Origin of the sequence: Lactococcus ileimucosae (assembly GCF_943193185.1) — a bacterium.
GTDB classification, from domain to species: domain Bacteria; phylum Bacillota; class Bacilli; order Lactobacillales; family Streptococcaceae; genus Lactococcus; species Lactococcus ileimucosae.
Window position 1 is genome coordinate 1 of record NZ_CALPDE010000004.1, and the last position, 23,878, is coordinate 23,878.

Annotated in this window: 21 protein-coding genes; 3 read left to right on the top strand and 18 right to left on the bottom strand. The window is 39.5% G+C overall.

The annotated features are described in order from the left end of the window. Positions 1-152 precede the first annotated feature (152 nt). From mnmG to pnp, 7 genes are all read right to left on the bottom strand, one after another. Positions 153-2,027, bottom strand: coding sequence for a tRNA uridine-5-carboxymethylaminomethyl(34) synthesis enzyme MnmG (mnmG, locus tag NFR51_RS02875; protein WP_251712244.1), 1,875 nt, complete (start codon positions 2,025-2,027; stop codon positions 153-155). A gap of 145 nt (positions 2,028-2,172) precedes the next feature. After that, positions 2,173-2,733, bottom strand: a complete 561-nt coding sequence (locus NFR51_RS02880; RefSeq protein WP_251712245.1) for a hypothetical protein — start codon at positions 2,731-2,733, stop codon at positions 2,173-2,175. Positions 2,734-2,882: 149 nt separating this feature from the next. Beyond that, positions 2,883-3,251 (bottom strand): DUF1033 family protein, encoded by a 369-nt coding sequence (locus NFR51_RS02885; RefSeq protein ID WP_251712246.1) that lies wholly within the window; start codon positions 3,249-3,251, stop codon positions 2,883-2,885. A gap of 85 nt (positions 3,252-3,336) precedes the next feature. Further along, on the bottom strand, positions 3,337-3,738 hold the full coding sequence (locus NFR51_RS02890) for a Mini-ribonuclease 3 (RefSeq protein ID WP_251712247.1): 402 nt from the start codon (positions 3,736-3,738) through the stop codon (positions 3,337-3,339). Continuing rightward, positions 3,731-5,083, bottom strand: a complete 1,353-nt coding sequence (gene cysS / locus NFR51_RS02895; protein WP_251712248.1) for a cysteine--tRNA ligase — start codon at positions 5,081-5,083, stop codon at positions 3,731-3,733. The genes NFR51_RS02890 and cysS overlap by 8 nt, the downstream gene beginning before the upstream one ends. Continuing rightward, complete coding sequence (gene cysE, locus NFR51_RS02900; RefSeq protein ID WP_251712249.1) at positions 5,067-5,666, bottom strand: serine O-acetyltransferase; 600 nt, start codon at positions 5,664-5,666, stop codon at positions 5,067-5,069. Before cysE ends, cysS begins: the two co-directional genes overlap by 17 nt. A 162-nt stretch (positions 5,667-5,828) precedes the next feature. Beyond that, positions 5,829-8,117, bottom strand: coding sequence for a polyribonucleotide nucleotidyltransferase (gene pnp / locus NFR51_RS02905; protein WP_251712250.1), 2,289 nt, complete (start codon positions 8,115-8,117; stop codon positions 5,829-5,831). Positions 8,118-8,461: 344 nt separating this feature from the next. Here pnp and NFR51_RS02910 point away from each other — a divergent pair, with 344 nt between their 5' ends. Continuing rightward, positions 8,462-9,982 carry a lipopolysaccharide biosynthesis protein gene (locus NFR51_RS02910; RefSeq protein WP_251712251.1) on the top strand — a complete coding sequence of 507 codons (1,521 nt, stop codon included), beginning with the start codon at positions 8,462-8,464 and terminating at the stop codon, positions 9,980-9,982. 72 nt (positions 9,983-10,054) lie between these two features. Here NFR51_RS02910 and NFR51_RS02915 read toward each other — a convergent pair whose 3' ends face one another. The 6 genes from NFR51_RS02915 to NFR51_RS02940 all read right to left on the bottom strand — a co-directional run bounded on the left by NFR51_RS02915 (position 10,055) and on the right by NFR51_RS02940 (position 16,201). Continuing rightward, the gene (locus NFR51_RS02915; protein ID WP_251712252.1) at positions 10,055-11,308 is read right to left on the bottom strand and encodes a glycosyl transferase; all 1,254 of its coding nucleotides are present in this window, start codon (positions 11,306-11,308) and stop codon (positions 10,055-10,057) included. Between the two features lie 11 nt (positions 11,309-11,319). Continuing rightward, a complete protein-coding gene (locus NFR51_RS02920) occupies positions 11,320-12,270 on the bottom strand; it encodes a glycosyltransferase (protein WP_251712253.1) in 951 nt (316 codons plus the stop codon). Beyond that, positions 12,267-13,097: a LicD family protein gene (locus tag NFR51_RS02925; RefSeq protein WP_251712254.1), complete on the bottom strand. Its 831-nt coding sequence runs from the start codon at positions 13,095-13,097 to the stop codon at positions 12,267-12,269. Before NFR51_RS02925 ends, NFR51_RS02920 begins: the two co-directional genes overlap by 4 nt. Positions 13,098-13,487: 390 nt before the next feature. Further along, a complete protein-coding gene (locus tag NFR51_RS02930; protein ID WP_251712255.1) occupies positions 13,488-14,264 on the bottom strand; it encodes an ABC transporter ATP-binding protein in 777 nt (258 codons plus the stop codon). 1 nt (position 14,265) lies between these two features. Beyond that, positions 14,266-15,285: a FecCD family ABC transporter permease gene (locus NFR51_RS02935; protein ID WP_251712256.1), complete on the bottom strand. Its 1,020-nt coding sequence runs from the start codon at positions 15,283-15,285 to the stop codon at positions 14,266-14,268. Next, entirely contained in the window at positions 15,263-16,201 is a 939-nt protein-coding gene (locus NFR51_RS02940) for an ABC transporter substrate-binding protein (RefSeq protein ID WP_251712257.1), read from the bottom strand. Before NFR51_RS02940 ends, NFR51_RS02935 begins: the two co-directional genes overlap by 23 nt. Positions 16,202-16,826: 625 nt before the next feature. On the opposite strand from NFR51_RS02940, the gene NFR51_RS02945 reads away from it, so the two are divergent. After that, a complete protein-coding gene (locus NFR51_RS02945; protein ID WP_251712258.1) occupies positions 16,827-17,792 on the top strand; it encodes a ribose-phosphate diphosphokinase in 966 nt (321 codons plus the stop codon). Positions 17,793-18,327: 535 nt separating this feature from the next. Further along, a complete protein-coding gene (serS, locus tag NFR51_RS02950) occupies positions 18,328-19,599 on the top strand; it encodes a serine--tRNA ligase (protein WP_251712259.1) in 1,272 nt (423 codons plus the stop codon). 161 nt (positions 19,600-19,760) lie between these two features. Here serS and phoU read toward each other — a convergent pair whose 3' ends face one another. From phoU to pstC, 5 genes are read right to left on the bottom strand one after another with little or no spacing between them, the layout of a single operon-like run. After that, complete coding sequence (gene phoU / locus NFR51_RS02955) at positions 19,761-20,414, bottom strand: phosphate signaling complex protein PhoU (protein ID WP_202230587.1); 654 nt, start codon at positions 20,412-20,414, stop codon at positions 19,761-19,763. A gap of 55 nt (positions 20,415-20,469) precedes the next feature. Continuing rightward, complete coding sequence (gene pstB, locus NFR51_RS02960; protein ID WP_237459950.1) at positions 20,470-21,231, bottom strand: phosphate ABC transporter ATP-binding protein PstB; 762 nt, start codon at positions 21,229-21,231, stop codon at positions 20,470-20,472. A 13-nt stretch (positions 21,232-21,244) separates the two neighbouring features. Continuing rightward, on the bottom strand, positions 21,245-22,048 hold the full coding sequence (gene pstB, locus NFR51_RS02965) for a phosphate ABC transporter ATP-binding protein PstB (RefSeq protein WP_251712260.1): 804 nt from the start codon (positions 22,046-22,048) through the stop codon (positions 21,245-21,247). Positions 22,049-22,066: 18 nt separating this feature from the next. Further along, positions 22,067-22,954, bottom strand: coding sequence for a phosphate ABC transporter permease PstA (gene pstA, locus NFR51_RS02970; RefSeq protein ID WP_202230589.1), 888 nt, complete (start codon positions 22,952-22,954; stop codon positions 22,067-22,069). Beyond that, positions 22,954-23,877 carry a phosphate ABC transporter permease subunit PstC gene (gene pstC / locus NFR51_RS02975; RefSeq protein WP_251712261.1) on the bottom strand — a complete coding sequence of 308 codons (924 nt, stop codon included), beginning with the start codon at positions 23,875-23,877 and terminating at the stop codon, positions 22,954-22,956. The genes pstA and pstC overlap by 1 nt, the downstream gene beginning before the upstream one ends. Between the last annotated feature and the right edge of the window lies 1 nt (position 23,878).

The window sequence follows — 23,878 nt, forward strand, 5'->3', positions numbered from 1 at the left end:
ACAACTATTATATTCTATCAAACTAACCTCCCCTTGTCAAGAATAAAATAACCTTTTCCTCCTCTTTTTTTAAGATCGGCCGGTTTAAGCCCGCTGTTGTCGCGTTTCTAGAGATAAAAAAACAGACGAAGTCATGTCTGTTTGAAAAATATTTACCTCTTACCCTCAAGATAAACCATCAAAATGGAAATATCGGCAGGATTTACTCCTGAAATACGACTGGCTTGGCCCAAAGTCTCAGGATTTATTTTCTTAAATTTTTGTCGCGCTTCTGTCGCAATACTATCTAAGGCATCCCAATTCATATTTTTTGGTATGCGTTTAGCTTCTAAGCGATGCATTTTTTCGACTTGTTCTTTCGCTTTTTTGATGTAACCTTCATAAGTAACTTCAGTCTCAATAAGTTCAATAATAGTACGATCTAGAGCTACAGGCGACTCACCAACAAATCTTATAACGTCCAAATACTTTACTTCTGGACGTTTTAAAAATTCAAGTCCTGTCAAAGCATCCTTGATGGGACCAAATCCCATCATACCTAATTTTTCTTGTGTATCTGGGAGAGGTTTAAGTTTCTCTTTATTGAGACGCGCAATTTCTGTTTGGTAAGAATTTAGTTTTTCTTGGAAAGCCTCCCAGCGCTCATCACCAACCAATCCTATTTCACGACCAATGTGAGTTAAACGCATATCTGCATTATCATGACGTAAAATCAAACGGTATTCAGCACGTGAAGTCAGTAAACGATAAGGTTCTAAAGTTCCTTTGGTTACAAGATCATCAATCATTACACCGATATAGGCATCACTTCGTTTAAGGATAAGCTCTTCTTTACCTTGAACTTTGAGACTCGCATTGATTCCCGCAACTAACCCTTGACCTGCTGCTTCTTCATAACCAGATGTACCATTCGTTTGCCCTGCAGTGAAAAGACCAGAAACAAGTTTCGTCTCCAAGGTTGGACGAAGCTGGTGAGGCAGAACCACATCATATTCGATAGCATATCCAGTCCGCATCATTTTTGCATCTTCTAAACCTGGTATAGAACGTACTAAATCAAACTGAACATCTTCAGGTAAACTTGTGGACAAACCTTGAATATATACTTCTTCCGTGTTCCGTCCTTCGGGTTCCAAGAAAAGTTGATGCCGAGGTTTATCCGCAAAACGTACAACTTTATCTTCTATAGAAGGGCAGTAACGGGGACCAACACCTTTTACAATTCCGGAAAACATCGGAGCACGGTGTAAGTTTTCTTGGATAATCTCATGTGTCGTTTTACTTGTATATGTAAGCCAGCAAGGGATTTGTTCTCTGAGATAATCTTCGTCTTTTGACAAAAAGCTAAAGTGATTGGGCTTTTCATCCCCCGGTTGAATCTCTGTCGCATCATAATTAATACTTGAGGAAAGTACACGTGGTGGAGTTCCCGTTTTGAAACGTCCAATTTCAAAACCAAGCTTGCGTAAATTATCAGCTAAACTTATAGAAGCTAGAGAGTTGTTCGGTCCTGAAGAATATTTAAGCTCCCCAATAATAATCTCACCACGTAAGGCTGTTCCTGTAGTAACAATAACAGCTTGAGCAGCATACTTCGCTCCAGTTGTAATTTTTACTCCCGTTACTTTTTCGTCCTCCACCAGTATTTCTTCTACCATGGCTTGACGCAAGGTCAGATTTTCTTGATTTTCGACTGTATGCTTCATTTCCTGAGAATACAGCGCCTTATCTGCTTGGGCACGTAAAGCACGCACCGCTGGTCCTTTACCCGTATTCAACATCTTCATCTGAATGTAGGTTTTGTCAATATTTCGTCCCATTTCGCCACCTAAGGCATCGATTTCACGGACAACTATCCCCTTAGCTGAACCTCCAATTGACGGATTACAAGGCATAAAAGCAACCATATCTAAGTTAATCGTTAATAAAAGTGTCTTTGTTCCCATGCGGGCGGAAGCGAGTGCTGCTTCTACTCCAGCATGCCCAGCGCCAATTACTATAACATCATATTTTTCTTGGAATTCCATAATTTCTCCATTTTTTCAAAATAAAAAGTCAAAGCCAGTGAAAAATACATGCCAAAAAAGCACATATCTTCCCGAGCCTTGACCATCGAGTTTTTATGTTAGGATTATTTTAACTCTTTTCAATATTTTTTTCAAGAGTATTGGACTAAGAATTTTGATACCGTTCTTCTGTATCCCGATACAAAACCAAGGATTTCAGTTCTTCTACCGTACGTGCTGAACCTTCCATCACTATCCGATCTTTTTCTTTAAAGGTCGGATCATGTTTACCAGTATAGTCGATGCTTCCATCAGCTAACTTAACTGGAATAGCTGTTCCTTTTGGATATATTTCAAATCTTGAGCCATTTTCTGGAGCAATACCTTTAAGGTACATCCACAGGTAAACTTGTCCCGTCTGTTCATTTATACCACCATAACGAAGATTAAAGTTACGCCCATTCTTCGCCACAGCATTTTCTAAAACATGGATTTTTCGGTCAGCAATATCGCTTTCTGGATTCATCCAATACCCATGGATAGATTCAAAATTTTCTACTTGTATTTGTTCAATGTCTATTGGAGTAGTCTGTTCTTCTTTTGGGGTCATCTCTTCTGCCAAAACTGTTGGAGCTATGGCTGGACGTATATCATGGCGAACTGCAAAAATCAAAATGACCGCGGTAAGAACAAGAATAACATCGGTAATGACGAGAAGTTTTTTCATAAAGAACTCCCTTCTTTCCGGATTAAAAAATCATTATAAAATGATTATAGCAAAACAAGCTCTAAATCAATAACATTTTACTAATCCACACATTTTCAATAGACAAAAGAATCCTAGAGAATGCCCAGGATTCTTTTTCATTTTATCTCTCACTCATACCAATGCTTCTTACAAAATTTAGAAGGCAATTCCCCTGATGATCTGCGATAAGCCCAGCGTTTTTTATCAGCTGGAAGCACATGCCAATCCTCCAAAAGCATTAAACTTTGATAGCGTTGGAGATATCCTGCACATTCTTCACACCAGATTTCATCCCCTTTTTTCCAAAACGCTGCCAATAAGTCATCTTGGCTTTTGAACTCTTTGTAGTTTCTTGCCATCTTCAGCCATTCACTCTTGTATTTTTTCAAAGCTTGATAGAAGTTTTCATATTCCTCTACTGATTGAATATCTTTCTGCCAGTCTTCAAAAAACCACCAAGGTTCATCATAGCCTGACATTGTAATTACTCTATACATATTTCCTGCCCAGCTTCTTTTCTCTAATATACATCTCTTGTTATGTATTGTAGCGAAAAAATATACTTTTGAGAAATATTTTGAACTATTTTATGGACGAGTTAATATTTTTAATACAAAATTGGGCAAACTCTTCTAAACGCTCGACCTTTTTCGTTAAATGCAGAAAACCTACAACGGCTTCGAATCCCGTAGATATGCGATAAGTAACAACATCTGTGTTTTTAGCTGTGGTCTTGGAATGTGCATTACGCCCTCTCTTGAAATAAAGAAGCTCTTCTTCTGTAAGAAAGTCGGCGTCTTCCATCTTACGTATAAGCTCTGCTTGTGCCTTAGCAGACACATATTGGACTGCTTGGCGTTGAAGTTCTCTTGGTTTTGTCAAACCCTTATTCAACAAATAATCCCTAATGAAAACCTCATAAACGGCGTCTCCAATATAAGCCAAAGCAATTCCATTAAGTAGTTCGGCATCTTTTTTATTCACGATGCCACCTCACACCTTGAGCAGTATCTTCAAGAATGATACCTTCTGCTTTCAGCTTGTCACGAATCTTGTCTGCTTGAGCAAAATCTCGCGCTGCTCTTGCCGCCTGTCTCGCTTCAATCATTGTTTCAATTTCTTTATCTAATTTTTTATCCCCGTCTTCAAATCTCAAACCAAGAATCAAAAGTACATCCTCAAAAAAGGTCTTAGCTTCTGGACCGCCATTCCCCTTATTTACCCATGTGATAAAATCATAAAAGACTGTCAAGCCGTTAGCAATATTAAAGTCTTCATCCATAGCTGCTTTAAAGTCTGTTTTGAATTGTTCAAGCACGGTTAAATCAGCCGTTCCTGTCTCTTCAAGATTACGGTAGGAATTTTCTATCTTCTTTACATTGTTCGCCGCATCTTGCAAAGCGCTATCTGTAAAATTAACTGGCCGACGATAATGTGTTGTTGCCAAGAAAAAGCGGAGTACTGTTGGATTTACAACTTCAAGCATTTCATGAACAGTTTTAAAATTACCCAAGGACTTGGACATTTTTTCACCACTTACATTAACAAAACCATTATGCATCCAATAATTGACGAATTTTTTCCCAGTTTTTGCTTCAGATTGTGCGATTTCGTTTGTATGATGGGGGAATTCTAAGTCTGCTCCTCCTGCATGAATGTCCAAGGTATCCCCTAAAATATCACTACTCATAACAGAACATTCAATATGCCATCCTGGACGCCCCTGGCCCCAAGGACTCTCCCAAGAGATTTCTCCTTTTTTCGCAGCCTTCCACAACGCAAAATCAGCAGGACTTTCTTTACGCATTGTTTCTTCGTCAATACGCCCAGAGGCGCCTTGCAACAACTCTTCCAGGTTTTTATTTGCTAGTTTTGCGTAGCCTTTTGACTTTGCTACACGGAAGTAAACATCACCTGCTGCTTCATAGGCAAAACCTTTGTCTATCAAATCTTGGATGAACACAATCATTTTATCAATATAATCTGTAGCACGTGGGTTAGCACTGGCTCGTTTTACATTGAGGGCATCAATATCTTGATAAAAGGCTGATATATATTTATCAGACAACTCTAAGGGTGTTAATTGTTCTTCTGCTGCGCCTTTGATAATCTTATCATCGACATCCGTAAAGTTAGAAACATAAGTCACTTCAAAACCACGATATTCCATATACTTGCGAATAAGATCAAAGGCAACAACCGAGCGCGCATTCCCAATATGGATATAGTTATAAACAGTCGGTCCACAGACATACATCTTGACTTTATTTGGCTCAATAGGATGAAACTCCTCGACTTGTCTTGTCAACGTATTATAAATGTGAAGCATGATAGCTGGCCTCCCTTTTTTCTTCTATCGTTGAAATTTTCTCTGAGTCTTTTTTACCTTTAACTCGGACAACCTTGGCTGGAATTCCCACAACTGTAACATCAGCCGGGACATCACTGACCACAACGGCACCTGCACCGACCTTAGCATTTTCTCCGACTTCAATCGGTCCAAGCAACTGTGAATGAGCTGAAATTAAGGCACCTCTGCGTACTGTAGGATGGCGTTTGCCTTTTTCTTTTCCAGTCCCTCCCAAAGTAACACCATGATAAAGTTTCACGTCTGTTTCAACTATAGCTGTCTCTCCAATAACTAGACCAGATCCATGATCAATGAAAACACCATGTGCAATGGTTGCTCCGGGATGAATTTCTATCTGAGTCCAAAAGCGCCAAAACTGTGAGTGCATTCTGGCTAAAAGTTTTAAGTTATGCCGCCAAAGCCAATGACTGAAACGGTGGGCTGCTAAAGCCTTGACTCCGGGATAGGTCAAGAGAACTTCTAGCCCAGTTCGTGCAGCAGGATCATTTTCCTTTGTAACACGGATGGCTTCCTGCCAGAAGCCTCTCTTTTTGTTTTTCATATTTATTCATTATACCAAAAAAGCAGCAAAACTGCTTTTTCCTCAACATAAGGGTGTATCAAAACTCAAGGCATTGGGATTAGTTTACCTGCCACGTAACACGGCTGAGAGAAACTTTTTCTCCCCTTTGCTAGGTCTAGATTTTTGTTCCAATTTTCCCTATTACTCCGGTTTCGTTGTTGATAACTCTGGAAATTCTTCATCGACAACTGTCGTTTTACGTTCAGAACGTTCAAACTTGTGTTGAGTCGACTTTGCATCTTTATCCTTAGAATGTCCGCGACGACCGTGGCCGTTATTTCCTTTCCGGTGCTCACGTGACTTATGTTCCGGTGTGTTATAGTCCTTAGGTTTTTCTGTCAAAATACGCATAGAAGCATCTACACGACCTTTATCATCAATTTTAGTAACCTTGACTTTAACTGTATCTCCAATTTTGACGATGTCTTCCACCTTACTTGTCCGCTCCCATGCCAGTTCTGAAATATGAACCATGGCATCTGTGGTACCAAAGAGATGCACAAATGCACCAAATTTTTCAATTCGAACCACCTGTGCTTCATAGATGTCTCCCACCTTGGCTTCGCGTACCAGTTCTGTAATGATTGCCTTAGCACGATCAATGGCTTCCTGATCAGGCGAGAAGATAGAGCAAAGCCCGTCTTCATCAATATCGATTTTTACGCCAGTTTCTTCAATGATTTTATCAATGGTCTCTCCTCCCTTACCAATAACAATCTTGATTTTATCACTATCAATCTTAATGCTATCGATTTTAGGAGCTGATGGTGCAAGCTCTGAACGAGGCTCCGAGAGAGTTGCTTCAATCACATCTAAAATTTCAAACCGTGCGCGCTTGGCTTGTGCCAAAGCCTCTGCCAAAATCTCAGCTGTAATCCCTGCAATTTTGATATCCATTTGGAGAGCAGTAATCCCCTCTCGTGTTCCTGCCACCTTAAAGTCCATATCGCCAAAATGATCTTCCAAACCTTGGATATCTGTCAAAATGGTATAGTTAGAGCCATCAGAAATCAAGCCCATAGCAATCCCAGCCACAGGTGCCTTGATAGGCACACCACCAGCCATTAAAGCTAATGTCCCGGCGCAGATTGAAGCCTGCGACGAAGAACCGTTAGACTCTAGAACTTCAGCGACCAAACGCACAGCATAGGGAAATTCTTCTAGAGAAGGCATGACTTGCTCAAGTGCACGTTCACCAAGTGCTCCATGTCCAATTTCACGACGTCCTGGCGCCCCATAACGCCCTGTTTCACCTACAGAATATTGCGGAAAATTATAATGATGAACAAAACGTTTTTTATACTCTGGGTCTAGGCCATCAATAACTTGAGCTTCGCCCATTGGTGCCAATGTCAACGTGGATAGCGCTTGTGTTTGCCCACGAGTAAAAAGAGCAGAACCGTGCGTGATTGTATTAGGTGTGAAGTCAATTTCAGCTTCTAAAGGGCGAATCTCATCAACTTTACGTCCGTCAGGCCGAACCTTATCTTCTGTGATAAGACGGCGAACTTCTGTATGCTCCATCCCTTCCAGAATTTCAGATACGTCACGCATAATCCGTTCAAAGTCTTCATGATCAGCATATTTTTCTTCGTATTCTGCCCTCACCCGCTCTTTGACTGCTGAAGTTGCTGCCTCACGCGCAAGTTTTTCCTCTACTTGAACCGCCGCTTGCAAAGCGCCATTGTGCTCAGCAATGATGGAAGCCTTGAGTGTTTCATCTACTTGCAGGAGCTCAACCTCTGCTTTATCTTTACCCACTTTGGCCACGATTTCATTTTGAAAATCAATCAGCTCCTTGATTGCTTCGTGGCCCGCAAGCAAGGCTTCTAACATGACCTCCTCTGAAAGTTCTTTAGCTCCAGACTCGACCATATTGATAGCAGCACTATTTCCTGCCACTGCCAAATCGAGGTCTGAAGCTTGCGCTTGAGTTACATCTGGATTGATTACAACTTGACCGTTTACGTAACCTACTTCGACACCCGCAATAGGGCCATCAAATGGGATATCGGAAATAGCAAGCGCAAGTGAACTCCCAAACATAGCAGCCATACGAGCACTCGCATTTTCATCATAGGAAAGTACCGTGTTTATGACTTGAACTTCATTGCGAAAACCTTCTGCAAACATTGGACGAATCGGGCGATCAATTAAGCGAGCAGCCAGAGTGGCATAAGTCGACGGACGTGCTTCACGTTTATTGAAGCCCCCTGGAAACTTCCCAGCAGCATACATTTTTTCTTCATAGTTGACTTGCAAGGGGAAAAAATCTCCCGTTGACATTTTTTTCGACATTGTTGCCGCAGTAAGAACAGTGGTATCTCCATAACGGACAACCACAGAACCATTAGCTTGTTTCGCGACTTGTCCTGTTTCAACAACCAGCTCACGGCCTGCAAAATTCATTTTAAAAGTTTCTTTTGTCATTTTTTCTCCCACTTTTCGAGACTTTTTGTGCCTGTCTTTTCTATCCAAAAATCAATTTTCTTTTCATAAGGAAACTCATTTTTGTATAGAATAGCACTGTGCTCATTATACTATATTTTTCATGATAAAAAAAGCTTAGAAAGACTCATGTTGCAACCTTCCACACGGCAATACTTCTGAAAAGAAGCGCTTCCTTTGACTTAGCGATTGAACAAAATTTGGTACACTTTTCTGACAAGAAACAGCTGTTTTTGATTTTGCAGGATTACAATTGATGTTTCCTATTCAATAGGGTATGTTATAATGAAAATAATTTTTAAATTTTATCTGAAAAGGAAAATGTGATGCGTGTCGTCAACTCATTACGAAATTCATCTTTTACCGTTATCCAAAAGATAATTGGCTTAATTTTGGGTTTTGTCACTCGAACAGTTTTTATTCATACACTGGGCATTAGTTACCAAGGTCTTAATGGTCTTTTTACCAGCATTCTTTCGATGCTTTCCATCGCCGAGTTGGGTATCGGGAGTGCCATTGTTTTCAATATGTATCGTTATATTGCAGAAAATGATACTGAAACGATGAAATCTCTTATGCGCTTTTATCGTATCGCTTATCAGATAGTTGCTGCTGTCGTCACGATTCTTGGGCTTCTATTACTGCCTTTTTTGAACTTTTTCAGTTCTTATCAAGGAATCCATGACAATATTTTTATCATATATCTTCTCTTTTTGACCAACAGTGTTGCAGGCTACCTTTTTAGTTATAAGCGCAGCATTTTGTATGCCGATCAAAAAAATTATATCGTCAACATCTTCGATACACTCTACACCTTACTTGTTAATATTGCTTATATCTTTGTCCTCTTTGTCTTCCAGAGCTTCATGCTTTATCTTATTGCAGCTTTAGTTCTTTCAATCATTGAAAATATCCTTATTCAGCTTTATGCAGATAAGCGTTACCCTTGGCTTAAAGAAAAAAATATTCAAAAGTTAAACCCTGAAATTTTAAAGCGTTTCAAAAAACAAATCTATGGTATGTTTTATCATAACATCGGAACCTTTGTAGTGATGGGCTCGGACAGCTTGGTTATCACAAAATTTCTTGGACTAACCACGATGGGAATATATTCCAACTATAGTTTAATCACGGGCAACCTTTCTGGACTATTAATGGCTGCTCTTGGCGGTTTGACTGCAAGTATTGGAAATCTTTTGACTGAGAAAAATGTGAATAAGTCCTTTGATGTCTATAAAAATATTAGCTTTGCTACCTTCTGGATTTTTTCAACTTTTTCTGCTGCTATACTTCTTACTATGCAGCCTTTTGTTCTTGTTTGGCTGGGCGATAAATTTACATTGAGTTTTCCTGTTCTTATCATGATTGTGCTGAACTTCTATATCTTAGGGATGCGCAAACCTATTCGACTCTTTCAAGATGCGGCAGGGATTTTCTATGAAAACCGCCATATTCCCGTGATTGGAGCAGTGCTTAATCTCGGACTGTCACTTCTCTTTGTCACTTTTATGGGGCTGACTGGTGTCCTTTTAGGCACTTTTTTAAGCACACTCATCCTATATGGTTATAGCTTTCCAAAATATATCTATTCTCCGCTTTTTGGCCGTCCTATCTCTGATTATGTCGTTGAACAAGTGAAATATCTCAGTGTCTTTGGACTCATTTTAATTTTAACTGGTCTCTCTACTTTGTTGTTAAACCAGATTAGCAACAGTTGGATAGCGCTAGCCCTTAGCTTGCTTTTAGCTCTAATCCTCCCCAACGGATTACTTTTACTCCTTTACCATCATAAGCCTGAGTTCCAATATTTTAAGCAGCTCCTTTATGGTCTAATAAAGCGGGCTTAACTTACACACAGCTCCTTACTCCGAAAAAATGCCTATCAGTGATTGATAAGCATTTTTATTTAAGTCATTACTTCAAATTTCCAATTTATAATACCATTTCAAAAGCTGGTAGTAAGGTAGCGGTAGTTTTAAAAGACGTTGCAGAAAAGCTCCTTTCCAACTTTTTTGAAAATCTTTAAAAAACTCGCGCGGTTTGAAGATATAGGTGAATAATCCCTTTGGTGCGGCCAAAGAGTAGATTTCACCTTCGTTTTCTAAAGTCAGCTGGCCCAAAGCTTTAACTTCTGAAGCACAGGGAAATTTGATTACTTGCTGAAAACCACTGAACCAAAACTTTGCATCCTCTTTATGCCAATACGGACTATTTGCTGGTAATTCTTTTGCAAAATTCTCTACGAATGCTAAAGCCCCTGCTTGAATCGTCAAAAGATTTGTCTGGTCTTGACTTCCTTCCTCGTGAAGAAATTCTTCTAATTTGGGAACGATACGATTTTCTTCTTTTTCGAAACCAATACAGGAACCTTCTTGGGGCTGAAAAAGACGTTCAAAAATAGGAAAATTCAGTCCCATAAATTTATAATATCCTGTGTCATGTTGTCTATCAAAAAGATAGCCTTTGCTGTGCTCTAACACTGCTGTAGACTTTCTAGGTAAAATTCCTGCGTAATAGCCTCTAATACTGGCTATATTCAGCTGATCCTTTAATGAATAAAGAGCAGCTTCTAAGGTTCCATGCCAGCCTATATCAAAAATGGCAATATCTCCTTGAATGTCTTCCTGCTTAAAATAAGCTTGCAAAAGCTCTGCTTCCTGCTGACTGTTTTGAATAATTTGTGGAAAAAAACGACTGAGGACTTTGCAAGCTTCTTGATGAGAGAGGAGTTCTTTTGCATCATTAAATACTGTGTTAAGCAATGACTGAGGCAAGGCTTCCACCTCTTTCTTCGGCACCCCCAACTTCATTAAGGCTTTGCCAAAGTGAGTTTTAAGATAAGGATATTTGATAAAAAGTTCTTCAAGATTTCGACTATCTTTCAAAGTTGGCACAGCAAAACTCCGCCGTGAAGCATAGATATAGCTGCTCTCTACCTTTTCATCTTGAACCTCTTCACCTGAAAAAAGTAAGTCAAACGCTCGTTTGACCATGTAGCCATCTCGCGCTAAAAAGAGAATTCTCTTTAAACCTTTTTTTCTTACTTCTTGGTGAAGCCACGTGCTCATTCCAAAAAGATAGGGACCAAAAGAGCGGTACCCAAACTTGTAGTATTCATCATCTTGGTTCTTCAAATGAAGCGAAATATGTTGTTCCAAGTACGCATCGTACAATGTAGTCCCCCCTATTTTTTGAAAGCAAATAAAACATCGCGCAAACGACCGCTCATACTATCATAGTATTTCCAGTCTTTCACTATTTGTCTAAACACTCCGAAGAATTTGTTATCGCGTGCCATAGCATGACGTTTTACATAAAAGTCATGATAAGCTTTTGCTTTCGGAGCATAGTGTGAGCCTCGTGCACGCAATACTTGATACAGAACATCGTAAAATCCAACAAACTTATACAGTTCATCGACATGAACACGTTTTGATGACCTTATAGTCAAAAGACGCTCTCCTGTAGCATTGCGGTCATGCAATAAATGTGTTCCTACAATACGATTCAGATTATAGCCTGTCCCTGTCAAACTCGAAAGTGCAGCAACAAGCACATCATGTGTGATGTTATATTCTGGCTTCCAATATTTAACAACATCTGCAATAAACTGGCGGCGCATGCCGACAACCCAGCCTACACGGTAAGAAGAATAAGCAAAACGCGGCGGATATTTTGAAAACTCTTGATGCTTATCAAACTCAAAATACTTGAACCAACTCGGCAGGTCGGCAACATCTTCCGAAACTTTTTTGACCTCGATATCTGCTGATAGCACCTCTATTTCTGGATGTCTTTCCATAAGCCGGACTTGCTGGTAATTCTTATCTGAATGCCAAATGTTGTCTTGGTCCGAGAAAAAAGCTATTTCAATATCATATTCCAAACTGTCAACGAGGAGCTGACGAAAATTCAAGCGCCAGCCCATATTTTTATCATTAACTTTAACCACCCAGTTTTTCAGCTTGTATTTTTCAATATACGTCTTTAAAAATTCTACAGTGTTGTCTGTGGAACAATCGTCTCGAAATAGAACAAAATCAGGCCTTAAGTCCTGTTTCCGAATCGTATCCAATTGTCTTTTCAATAGTCTTTCGCCATTATAAGTGGCGACAAGTACAGCAGTTGTCGTCATTTTTTATCTTTCCAATACCAGCGGTAGTAGTTGTGATTGCGAACAGCTTTTTTCTTGGGTGGATTACGCCAATCTCCGTAAAGTTCGCTCAGGTAGACATCGTGATTTTTAATTTTTTTTAGCTTTAAATTTTCAAATTCAGTGTCTTCATATTCTGTGAAGATAGCCTTATCAAAATACCCTGTCTTCTTTGGCGGTGACCAAACAAAATTACAAAACTTCTGATTTTGATTGTTATATTTTTGCATGAGCAAGTCTACTTTCTCAGCTAAAATTTTACTGTGTCCCTTATAATGCAAATGATAGGGCAGCCACAAAAGGGTTTTTGCTATAAAATACAAACGTTTCTCCGAACTGGCATAAGAAAGTCCCTTCGGAGCAGAAGAAACCAAATGTGTAACTGCGGTACGGACTTTTTTCTTAAAACGCTCGCCTTCAATCTTATCCGCAGGCAAGCTATCTAAAGGAAAAATATCAATAAAAATTCCCGTGCCCCTATTCAAAGTATCTAAGTCACTCACAAAATAAGTTCGATTATCATATAATTTAGCAAAGGGAAGGTAGGCAACATGACTCTTATAATATAAAAGGGTAAAATGTTCTGGTAAATCATCCATGAGAGCTGCCATTAAACGCTCATAGTTAGGGCGTGTAAGCATCATATCAATGTCATCATCCCACGGAATATAACCTTTATATTTTACTGAACCAAGTAAGGTTCCAGCGCTAATAGAGTAATCTATTCCCTGCTCACGACAAACTTTATCAATATAAGCCATGAGTTCTAATTGAAGAGCACGTTGCTCCCCTTTTGTTATCTCTTTCATTTTTCCCTATCCTTAGTAGCATTTATCAGCCATTTGACACCTAAGTATAACAAATTTATGATTCTTCCTCAACATTTGTCATGTTGGTGCATATAGCTCATTAAAATAAAAAGCCAAACATTGCAAGCTTCTCATAAATAACCAAAAACCTCAGTTAAATTGACTCCTCAACGTTTATCCTCTCCTAATTCAGCCAGTAAAAACAAAGTGTTAAATGCTTGAAACTATTGCTAGAAGAGGGCTGTTCTCTATTGACTGCATCTCTCTTAAATTTTGTCGTCTCTTATTTGGCTATCGAAAAACTGGAAACATTTGATGCAGGTTTAGAGAACATTTACTTAAACAAAAAGAAGCAAAGAAAGGGAAAGTGCATATCTAATCTCCAAAATCTCATCTTTCTCCTTTCTCAAGTCCTTTCCAAAATTTATGTTTTTTAAGCATATAGTCTAACACGTCTGTCTGGTACACCTGCTTCAAAAACTCTCTGGAGAGTATCTCTTTGGCTCTCCCTTGAGATAAGACTTTTCCCTCCTTTAAAACTAAAATGTTTTCAGAGAAAGAAAGCGCTAAATCAATGTCGTGAAAAACAGCAATTACTGTTTTACTTTGGTCAAAATATTCCTCTAAATACCGCAACATTTCAAGCTGATAATGGATATCCAAATGATTGTTTGGCTCATCCAGTAAAATAATTTCAGGATTTTGCAAAAGTGTACGCGCGAAAAAGACACGTTGTAGCTGTCCTCCAGAAAGTTTAGAGAGTTCTTGATCCCTTATATCATCCAAATCAAGAGCCTCCATTACCTGCAAAACACGGGCTTTGTCTTTTGCTCGCGCAACTGCCATAAACCTTTTTCTCAGTTGTGTATATAAGCCCATCATTAGTGTTTCGTATACAGAGTAAGAAAAATACATTGCCGTATTTTGCGATAAAAGCGCAACTTTTTCGGCTAATTCGATTCTTTTGAAATCTTTTAGTGAGCGGTTGCTAAGAGTGATTTCTCCTCGATATTCTACTAAGCCAGCTAAACTCTTTAAAAGCGTGGACTTCCCACTGCCATTAGGACCTAGTATAGCCAATCTTTGACCAGTTCCAACAGATAAATTTATATCGGTAAGAACTTTCTGCCCCGTGTAAGCAACGCTCAATTTTCTAACTTCTAGCATCCTATTTTTTCCCTTTCCTAAAGAAGATATGACAGAAAAAAGGCACCCCAATCAAGGCAGTCACTGCTCCAATAGGAATTTCCCTTGGGGCGATGATGCTCCTCGCTAAAGTATCTGCAATGACACAAAGAAGTCCTCCTAAAAGAGCCGAACTTGGCAGAACCCATTTGTGAGTTGCTCCAAATAATCGTCGAGCAAGATGTGGTGCAATCAGATCTACAAAGCCAATCACTCCGGTCATTGCTACACTAACTCCAGTTAACAAGCTTGAAAAACCAATTAAAATAAACTTCGTCCGTTTAACTTCAACGCCTTGACTTAAAGCAAACGCATCTCCAAAGCTTAAGATGTCCATTTCTCTATGAAAATAAAACAAGAAAAAGAAACTGAATACCAAGATTGGGGAAAGAAGCCACACATTTTCCCAAGAGGCTCCCGAAAAACTTCCCAATTGCCAGAAAAAGAGGCGTTGCATATAATCAGGAGAAAAAGTCATGATTAGAGTTAAAAATGCATTAACAAACAATGAAAAAACTAGACCAACAAGAATGACTGTCTGATTATCCAAACGGTTAGAATATCGTTGTGCGAAGAGTAAAACCAGAAAAACTGTGATAAGCCCAAAAATAAAACCACCAGCACTCATTGCGATTGTTGGTGTTGCAAAGCTGAGCCCCAGCAGCATAACGATTGAAGCGCCCAAAGAGGCACCAGAGGATACTCCTAAAGTATAAGAAGATGCTAGAGGGTTTTGAAGCAGAGACTGCATTACTGTTCCACTGGCACCTAAAGCAAGGCCAGTAAGAAAGCTTAAAACTATCCGCGGCAATCTTACTTCAAGGATAATGTTCTCTAGAAGTGGCGAAATATTTTTCGACCTTCCTGCAACTGTACTGATTAAGTCATTGAGAGGTATGTGTACACTTCCTAAACTTATACTTATCAACATTGCAACCAAGGCCACAACAAAAAGCAAAAGAATGCGTCGGGCTTTGCTTCTACTCAAGATTCTTGAATACATCTGGATACACCACTTTTGCCATTTCTTTCATCGCCCCAACTATATGTTGATTGGGAAGGGAACTTCTGCCATTATCAATATAATAAACAGCTTTGTCTTTCACTGCCTTGACTTCTTTCCAGGTGTTCATTTTGAGAATATCATCAACTGGATGAGGCACATAGTTAACATTGGTCAAAATCACGTCAGGATTGGATAAAATAGCAGCTTCTTCTGAAATTTTTACTGCACCAGTCTCTTTTGCCATTACATTAGTAGCACCGATAGTTTCAATCATTTCATTGATAAAGGTTTCTTTCCCCATGCTGTAAATCTCCGGTGAGGCAGCAATTTCAAATAATACACTTTTTTTATGACTTATCGTTTCAGCTTGTTTTTTTAAAGCAGTGATATCCTTTTCCATCTGCGAAATGATTGCCTGCCCTTTTTCTTTTTGATTCACAGTCAGTGCTACGAGGCAGATATTATCTTTGATTTCCTTAAAATTCTTTTCCGATGGCAAAACGACAACTGCAATACCTTTTTCCTTAATCTTTTCAATCTTGTCTGAAGATTGAAACATCGTGAGATCCGTCACAAACACTACTTCTGGTTTGAGTGCCATTATTTTTTCGAGATCCAAATTCATCATATCTGACTGTTCCAAGCTTCCCAAATCCTTGACATACTTGGGACTTTGGCTATCAACAGCGACAAGTTTATCTTTTTGTCCAAGGTCATCAATCACTTGTGTAATCGCTGGTGAAAGTGAAACAATTCTGCTGGCATTCCTTGGAATACTTATTTTTTCCCCCTGAACTGTCGTAATCTCAATCTTAGAATGCGAGTTTTCTTTAGACTTCTCATTATGTTTCGCACAGGCTGATAAACTTAAAATTACCAGCAATAATCCAATTTTTAATATTTTATTTTTCATTTTTCTCTTGTCGTACTAGAAAAGTTCCTGCGCGTGTAAGAACTTTTATTTACTTCTCCTGTCTTTATACACACAAAAGAAGAAAAAAATAAGTAAAGCGCTTTAACATTCCTCATTTATTCTTCTTTCCCCAAACTGCTCACTTCGTGCACGGCAGCACAGTAGATGGAGGGATGCGTAAGGGACACTTATTTCCTGATTATAGACTTCTTGAATGACTTCAAATAATCTTCGACTCAACTATCGCTATCATTTTATCATGATTTCCACCTTATTTCTACCTCTTCTCATTTGAGTTTCACTGTAAAAAAACAGATAAAATTTCTCTCCTAATTGCCTTTTGCTTTTAAAAAATTATTATCTCACTTAATAAGGGATGATTTAAAAGTAGCTGCTAGACACTTCTTACCTCTCCCACACCAATGGCAGCGCTTTTGTTTTTTTAAGAGCACATCTTCTAGAAGAACGATAGAAAAACCTTCTCTTTTAGAAAGTAAAGCAAAATATCCGATTTATTATTGTCGCACAACTTTATTTTACGTGAAAAAGTTCACGTAAAATAAAGCTATGAAATCCCCTCCAAATTTGGTAGAATAGACATATCATATATAATAGGAGAAGAATCGTGACTTATTCTGACGCACACCTTAAACTTTTTTCACTGAACTCGAACCCAGAATTGGCCGAGAGAATCAGCAAAATTATGGATGTTCCTTTGGGAAAAGTAACTTCAAAACAATTTTCCGATGGAGAAATCATGATTAACATGGAAGAAAGTGTCCGCAATCATGATGTTTATATCATCCAGTCAACCAGTTATCCTGTTAATGACAACATCTGGGAGTTGTTAATCATGATTGATGCCTGCGTCCGTGCTTCTGCACATTCTGTCAACATTGTTATGCCCTACTTTGGCTATGCACGTCAAGACCGTACAGCTTCAAGTCGTGAACCTATTACAGCTAAACTTATAGCCGACATGCTTGTCAAAGCTGGTGCTGATCGTGTTTTAACTTTGGATCTTCACGCTGTTCAAGTACAGGGCTTCTTTGACATTCCTGTAGATAATCTTTTCACCGTTCCACTTTTCGCAGAATATTACATGAATCAAGGTTTGTCTGGTGACGACGTCGTGGTTGTTGCGCCGAAAAACTCTGGTATCAAGCGCGCACGCAGCCTTGCTGAATACTTGGAATCTCCTATAGCCATCGTTGACTATGAAGACGATGATGCTAAACGTGAAAATGGTTATATCATCGGTAATGTAGAAGGTAAGAAAGTTATTCTTATTGACGATATATTAAACACAGGTGTAACTTTCTCAAACGCTGCCTCTGTCGTTCGAGAAGCTGGCGCAGAAGATGTTTATGCTGTAGCAAGTCATGGTCTCTTCACAAAAACTGCAGCAGACTTGCTTGAAAACTCTGGCATTTGTGAAGTCCTTGTTACAGACTCCGTTGCCACCCAAAATCGAAAACCTAAGAATGTAAAATATCTCAGTGTAGATGATCATATGGCTGATGCAATCCTTCGCATCCACGAAGGCCGTCCTGTATCCCCTCTCTTTCAGTTTGATAAAACTCAGGACTAAAGATTATAGTGAGACAATAAGCTTTGAGACACGAATGCGTAGATTGAATCCAATTGAGCCAATGCTTCTTACGGTTTGATAGAATTATACCAAAATACATTAAATGCTTGTGGGCAATTTTCTGTAAACACAAGTGCTGCTAAAAACGATAAGATTATGATATCTTATCGTTTTTCTGTCCTCCTTATCTTGGGTTAAGCAAATCAGGAGGATTTTTTAATTTTCGTATGTTTGCTGTGATGAATTCTGAGAATCGCTTGCGAAATTTATAAAATTCTGATAGAATGACAGTAGAAGTTAGTTTCGACCACATCTTTTCTAGAGAGCTTGCGATTGCTGGAAGCAAGTAAAGATGCTCTAAACATTCTGCTTCTTGATTTGTTTTTTCTTGTGAAAACAAGAACGTGTTTCTCGCGTTAAGAGAACCAAAGTCCTATTTGTAAGATAGGAAATTTAGGTGGAACCGTGCTTATGGCGCCCTAATTCTTCTTTATGGAGAATTAGGGCTTTTTATTTTATATTTAAAGGAGATTTTATGCTTGATATTAAAAAAATCCGTGCAGATTTTGACGGAGTTGCCGCAAAACTTGAAACTCGTGGTGTAAAAAAAGAAACACTTCAAGAACTTCATGACCTCGACGTACGTCGTCGTGAGTTAATTGTACAATCAGAAAACTTGAAAAAGAAACGTAATACTGTATCTGATGAAATCGCTGGTATTAAACGCGAAAAAGGTGATGCTTCTGAAAAAATAGCTGCCATGAAACAGGTTTCTGAGGATATTAAAGTTATTGATGCCGCGCTTGCGGACATCGAAGAAAAACTCACAGCTTACACAACAACTTTGCCTAACTTGCCACATGATGATGTTCCTGTAGGCGAAGATGAAGAAGACAATGTCGAAATTCGCCGTGTCGGTCAAACGCCTGAGTTTAGCTTTGAACCAAAAGCACATTGGGATTTAGGAGAATCTCTCGGCATTCTGGACTGGGAACGCGGTGGAAAAGTTTCTGGTTCTCGTTTTCTCTTCTATAAAGGAGCAGGTGCTCGTTTAGAACGTGCTGTCTACAACTTCATGTTAGATGAGCATGCAAAAGAAGGCTATACTGAAATGATTCCGCCTTACATCGTTAACCAAGACTCTATGTTTGGCACAGGTCAATACCCTAAATTTAAAGAAGACACGTTTGAACTCAATGACGATCGTGGACTCGTGCTGATTCCAACAGCTGAAGTGCCTTTAACGAACTACTACCGTGGTGAAATCTTGGACAATGCTGAACTTCCGATTTACTTCACAGCAATGTCTCCGTCATTTCGTTCTGAAGCAGGTTCTGCTGGACGTGATACACGTGGGTTGATTCGTCTTCACCAGTTCCACAAGGTAGAGATGGTCAAGTTTGCTCGCCCTGAAAACTCTTATGACGAATTAGAAAAAATGGTTAAAAACGCTGAGAACATTCTTCAAAAATTAGGATTAGCCTATCGCGTAATCGTTCTCTCTACAGGAGACATGGGATTTTCAGCCGCTAAAACTTACGATTTAGAAGTTTGGATTCCTGCCCAAAATACTTATCGTGAAATTTCAAGCTGTTCAAACTGCGAAGACTTTCAAGCACGCCGCGCTCAGATTCGTTATCGCGATGAAGACGGCAAAGTAAGTCTCCTTCATACTCTAAATGGTTCCGGTCTTGCCGTTGGTCGTACAGTAGCAGCTATCCTTGAAAACTATCAAAATGAAGATGGTTCAGTTACTGTCCCTGAAGTTCTTCGTCCTTATATGGGTGGTTTGGACGTTATCAAATAAGATAAATATCAGAAAGCTGGAGGTAAAGCAGTAACTTTTTTCTGATTTATCTCAAAAACAAAAATGCTTAAGCGCGTACATTTACGTACTTCTTAAGCATTTTTTCATTTTTTGGAAGCCAAGCTTTGAAGAAAAGCGCCTAAAGTCCAGACTTTCTTCAACTACAACTCAACAATATTCCCAGATTTAAGGTAAACAATCCATTCACAAAGATTGACCGCATAACCTGTGATACGTTCCAAGAATACAAGGGTCATCAGGTAATCTTTACCTGTCGTAATTGTTTCTGTATTTTCTTTCATGGCATCCAATATTTTCTCTTGGATTTCGCCACTTACATTTTTTACTGTTTGGTACTGATCCGCGATTTCACGTGCCCGTTTATCATTACCTTGGATATAGGCGTTCAATGATGCATCCACGACTGCTTTTACCTTTTCCCCTAAAAGTGAGATATCCTCCTCCACTTCATGGATACGCTCTTCACCTTTCAAGTTAATTGCTGCTTTCGCGATAGAGGTAACATGATCTCCCATACGTTCCAAGTCACTTGAAGCTTTAAGTACGGTGATAATCGTCCGCAAGTCACCTGAAACAGGTTGTTGCAAGGCAATCATTTCCAGTGATTTTGTTTCTAATTTCGTTTCCAGTTGATTAATCATTTCATCGCTTGTGATGACATCTTCTGCCAACTCACGATCATGACTTACAAAGGCACGAACTGCTTTATTCAATTGTGCAGATACTTGTGTTCCCATTGAATAAAATTGGTTGTGAAGTTTGTTGAGTTCTTCTTCAAATTGTGTACGTAACATTTTTTCTCCTCTTAACTAAGCGCAGAGCAATAGGTGCTCCTTTCATCATATCATATTATCCAAACTTACCAGCAATATAATCTTCTGTTTCTTGTTTCTCAGGATTAAGGAAGATTTTTTTCGTGTTATCCATCTCCACCAAATCACCATTGAGCATGAAGGCTGTACGATCTGATATACGTGAGGCTTGTTGCATACTGTGGGTCACAATAGCTAAGGTATAATCTTCTTTTAACTCCAAGAGCGTTTCTTCAACGTGTCCGGCAGAAATAGGGTCCAAAGCGGAGGTTGGCTCGTCCAACAAGATAATCTGAGGATTGACCGCAAGAACACGCGCGATACACACACGCTGCTGCTGACCACCAGATAATCCCAGTGCTGAAGTATGAAGGATATCCTTCACCTCATCCCAGATATTGGCTGCTTTTAAAGAATTTTCGACCACTTCATCAAGCAGGGCTTTATCTTTGACCCCTTTGAGTCGAAGACCATACACAACATTTTCATAGATTGAAAAGGGGAAAGGATTGGGTTGTTGAAAAACCATTCCGATTTCCTTACGCAAGTCTACTGTGTCCACTTTGGGGCTATATATATTATGACCTTTATACATAATGGCACCAGTAATGGTTACTGTCGAAATTAAATCATTCATGCGGTTAATAGAGCGCAAAAGCGTTGATTTACCACATCCAGAAGGGCCGATAAGTGCTGTAATCTCATTAGGATAGAATTCCATATTGATTTGATTGAGCGCTTTTTTCTTACTGTAATACAGCGAAAGGTCGCTGACTGTTAAAATTGCTTCTTTTGTCATATTGTCCTCTCGATTATCCAAAGTGTCCTGAAACGTAGTCTTCTGTAGCTTTGAGGTTGGGTTGCGTGAAGATTTTGCTTGTTTCGTCATATTCAATCAAATCGCCTGAATAGAAGAATGCTGTATAGTCGGACACACGACTGGCTTGTTGCATGTTATGTGTCACTATAATAATCGTATAGTCCTTCTTCAGCTCTGTCATCGTTTCCTCAATTTGCATGGTTGAAATTGGATCTAGGGCTGAGGCAGGTTCATCCATCAAGATAATCTCAGGTTTGACTGAAAGTGCTCGAGCGATACAAAGACGTTGAGCTTGCCCCCCTGAAAGTGCCAAAGCAGACTTGTCTAAACTGTCTTTGACTTGCTCCCATAGAGCTGCTTGCTTGAGAGATTTTTCAACAATTTCGTCTAGTTTTTTCTTGTCTTTAATCCCCTCACGGCGATGGATAAAGGCGATATTTTCATAGATTGATTTTGGGAAAGGATTTGGTCTTTGAAAAACCATCCCAATCTGTTTACGCACTTCGTAAACATTGACTTTAGGATTACTAATATTGACACCTTCATACATGATTTCCCCTGTCACACGGGCACCGTCAATCGTGTCATTCATACGATTGAGAGAACGAAGATAAGTCGATTTACCAGAACCTGATGGTCCGATCAGAGCCGTAATTTGTTTTTTGGGAAATTGCATAGAAACCCCATGAATCGCCTCTTTTGTGCCATTATAGAAGACCCGCAAATCGTTCGTTGAAAGCGCGATATCTTTGTCGAAAGTCAAAATGTGACGTTCGTTCCAATCATAAGTTGCCATATTTTTCTATATTCCTTACTAATTTCCAGATGTGAGTTTCTTATGGAGACGATTTCCAAGGAAACGTGCCCCGAGGTTAAACAAGAGAACAAAGATGATCAAGACTGCAGAAGCTCCTGCAGAAATCTGAGTCGCTGTTGAAATTGTTCCCTCAGTATTCAAAGCCCAGATGTGAACAGCTAATGTTTCCGCCGGTCGGAAAAGGGACAAGGGACTTGTCAATGACATTGGGTTCCAGTTGGCCCAGTTAATCGGCAAGTTAGTTTGACCTGCAGTATAAATCAAAGCAGCCGCCTCACCAAAAACACGCCCTGAGGATAAGATAACCCCAGTCAAGATGCCAGGCACAGCTGCTGGCAAGATAACTTTGGTAGCTGTTTCCCATTTTGATAAGCCCAATGCTAATCCGCCTTCACGCTGCATTGTAGGAATTGCACGTAATGATTCTTCAACATTACGTGTCATCAAAGGAAGGTTGAAAACTGTAAGAGCAAGAGCACCTGATAGCACTGAGAACCCTAACCCAAACTGAATAACAAAGAGCAACATCCCAAAGAGACCGACAACGATTGAAGGAAGTGATGACAATACCTCAATAGCTGAACGAACTGCTCCTGTCAACCAGTGTTTTTGGTTGGCATACTCTGAGAGATAAATACCTGCACCTAGTGATAAAGGGATAGAGATAATCAATGTTACAACTAACAAGTAAACTGAATTAAAAAGCTGAATAGCAATCCCCCCTCCAGTCAATGGATTAGAGGGTGTCGTCAAAAAGTCCCAAGAAACAAAAGGCAGGCCTTTAACTAGAATATAAATCAAGAGAAAAGCAAGTATAGCAACAATAATGCCTGAAAGCGCGTAAAGAACGCCTGTGGCAATTTTATCTGTACGTTTAGCATTCATTATTTAAGGCTTCCTTTCTTAGCAATAGCGCGCATTGCGATGTTGAACAGCAATGACATAAGGAGGAGGAGAAGTCCAAGGGACCAAAGTGCATTCAGTTGGATACCTGGAGTAGCATTTGGAATACCTGATGTCAAAATTGAAGTCAGAGTTGAAGCCGGAGAAACAAGATCTTGCGGCATAGTTACAGCATTTCCGACAACCATCTGAATAGCCAAGGCTTCACCGAAGGCACGCGCCATGCCAAAGATTACAGCGGTCAAAATCCCCGGTGCTGCAGCACGAAGCAAGACACGCCAAATGGTTTGCCAGCGTGTTGCACCTAAACCAAGAGAAGCTTCACGATAATGCGGCGGAATTGCTTTAAGTGCATCTACAGTCATTGAAGTAACTGTAGGTAAAATCATAACAAAGAGAACAAATACCCCTGCCAACAATCCAAGTCCTGTTCCACCAAATGTATTACGGATAAGTGGAACAACAACAGTTAAACCAATGAAACCATAAACAACTGATGGGATACCCACTAAAAGTTCAATAACAGGTTGCAAAATTTTTGCCCCATATTTTGGCGAAATTTCAGTTATATAGATTCCCGCACCAATAGCAAAAGGCGTAGCAACCAATGCTGAAAGCACTGTAACGATTAAAGAACCTGTAAACATTGGCAAAGCCCCAACTGCAGGTTTTCCGTCAGGACCTATAGCTCCAGGTTCCCAATGTGTTCCAAAGAGGAATCGGAAAGGATTGACCCCATCAACAAAGAAAGTTGAAAGTCCTTTCTGAGCAACAAAGACCAAAATGAGTCCAACGACAAAGACAATGATAGCAATACATAAAAACGTCAATGTCTTACCAAATTTTTCCAAGCGCGAATCTTTCGAGCTGGAAAGCAATTTTTCTTTAATTTTTGAATTTTCCATA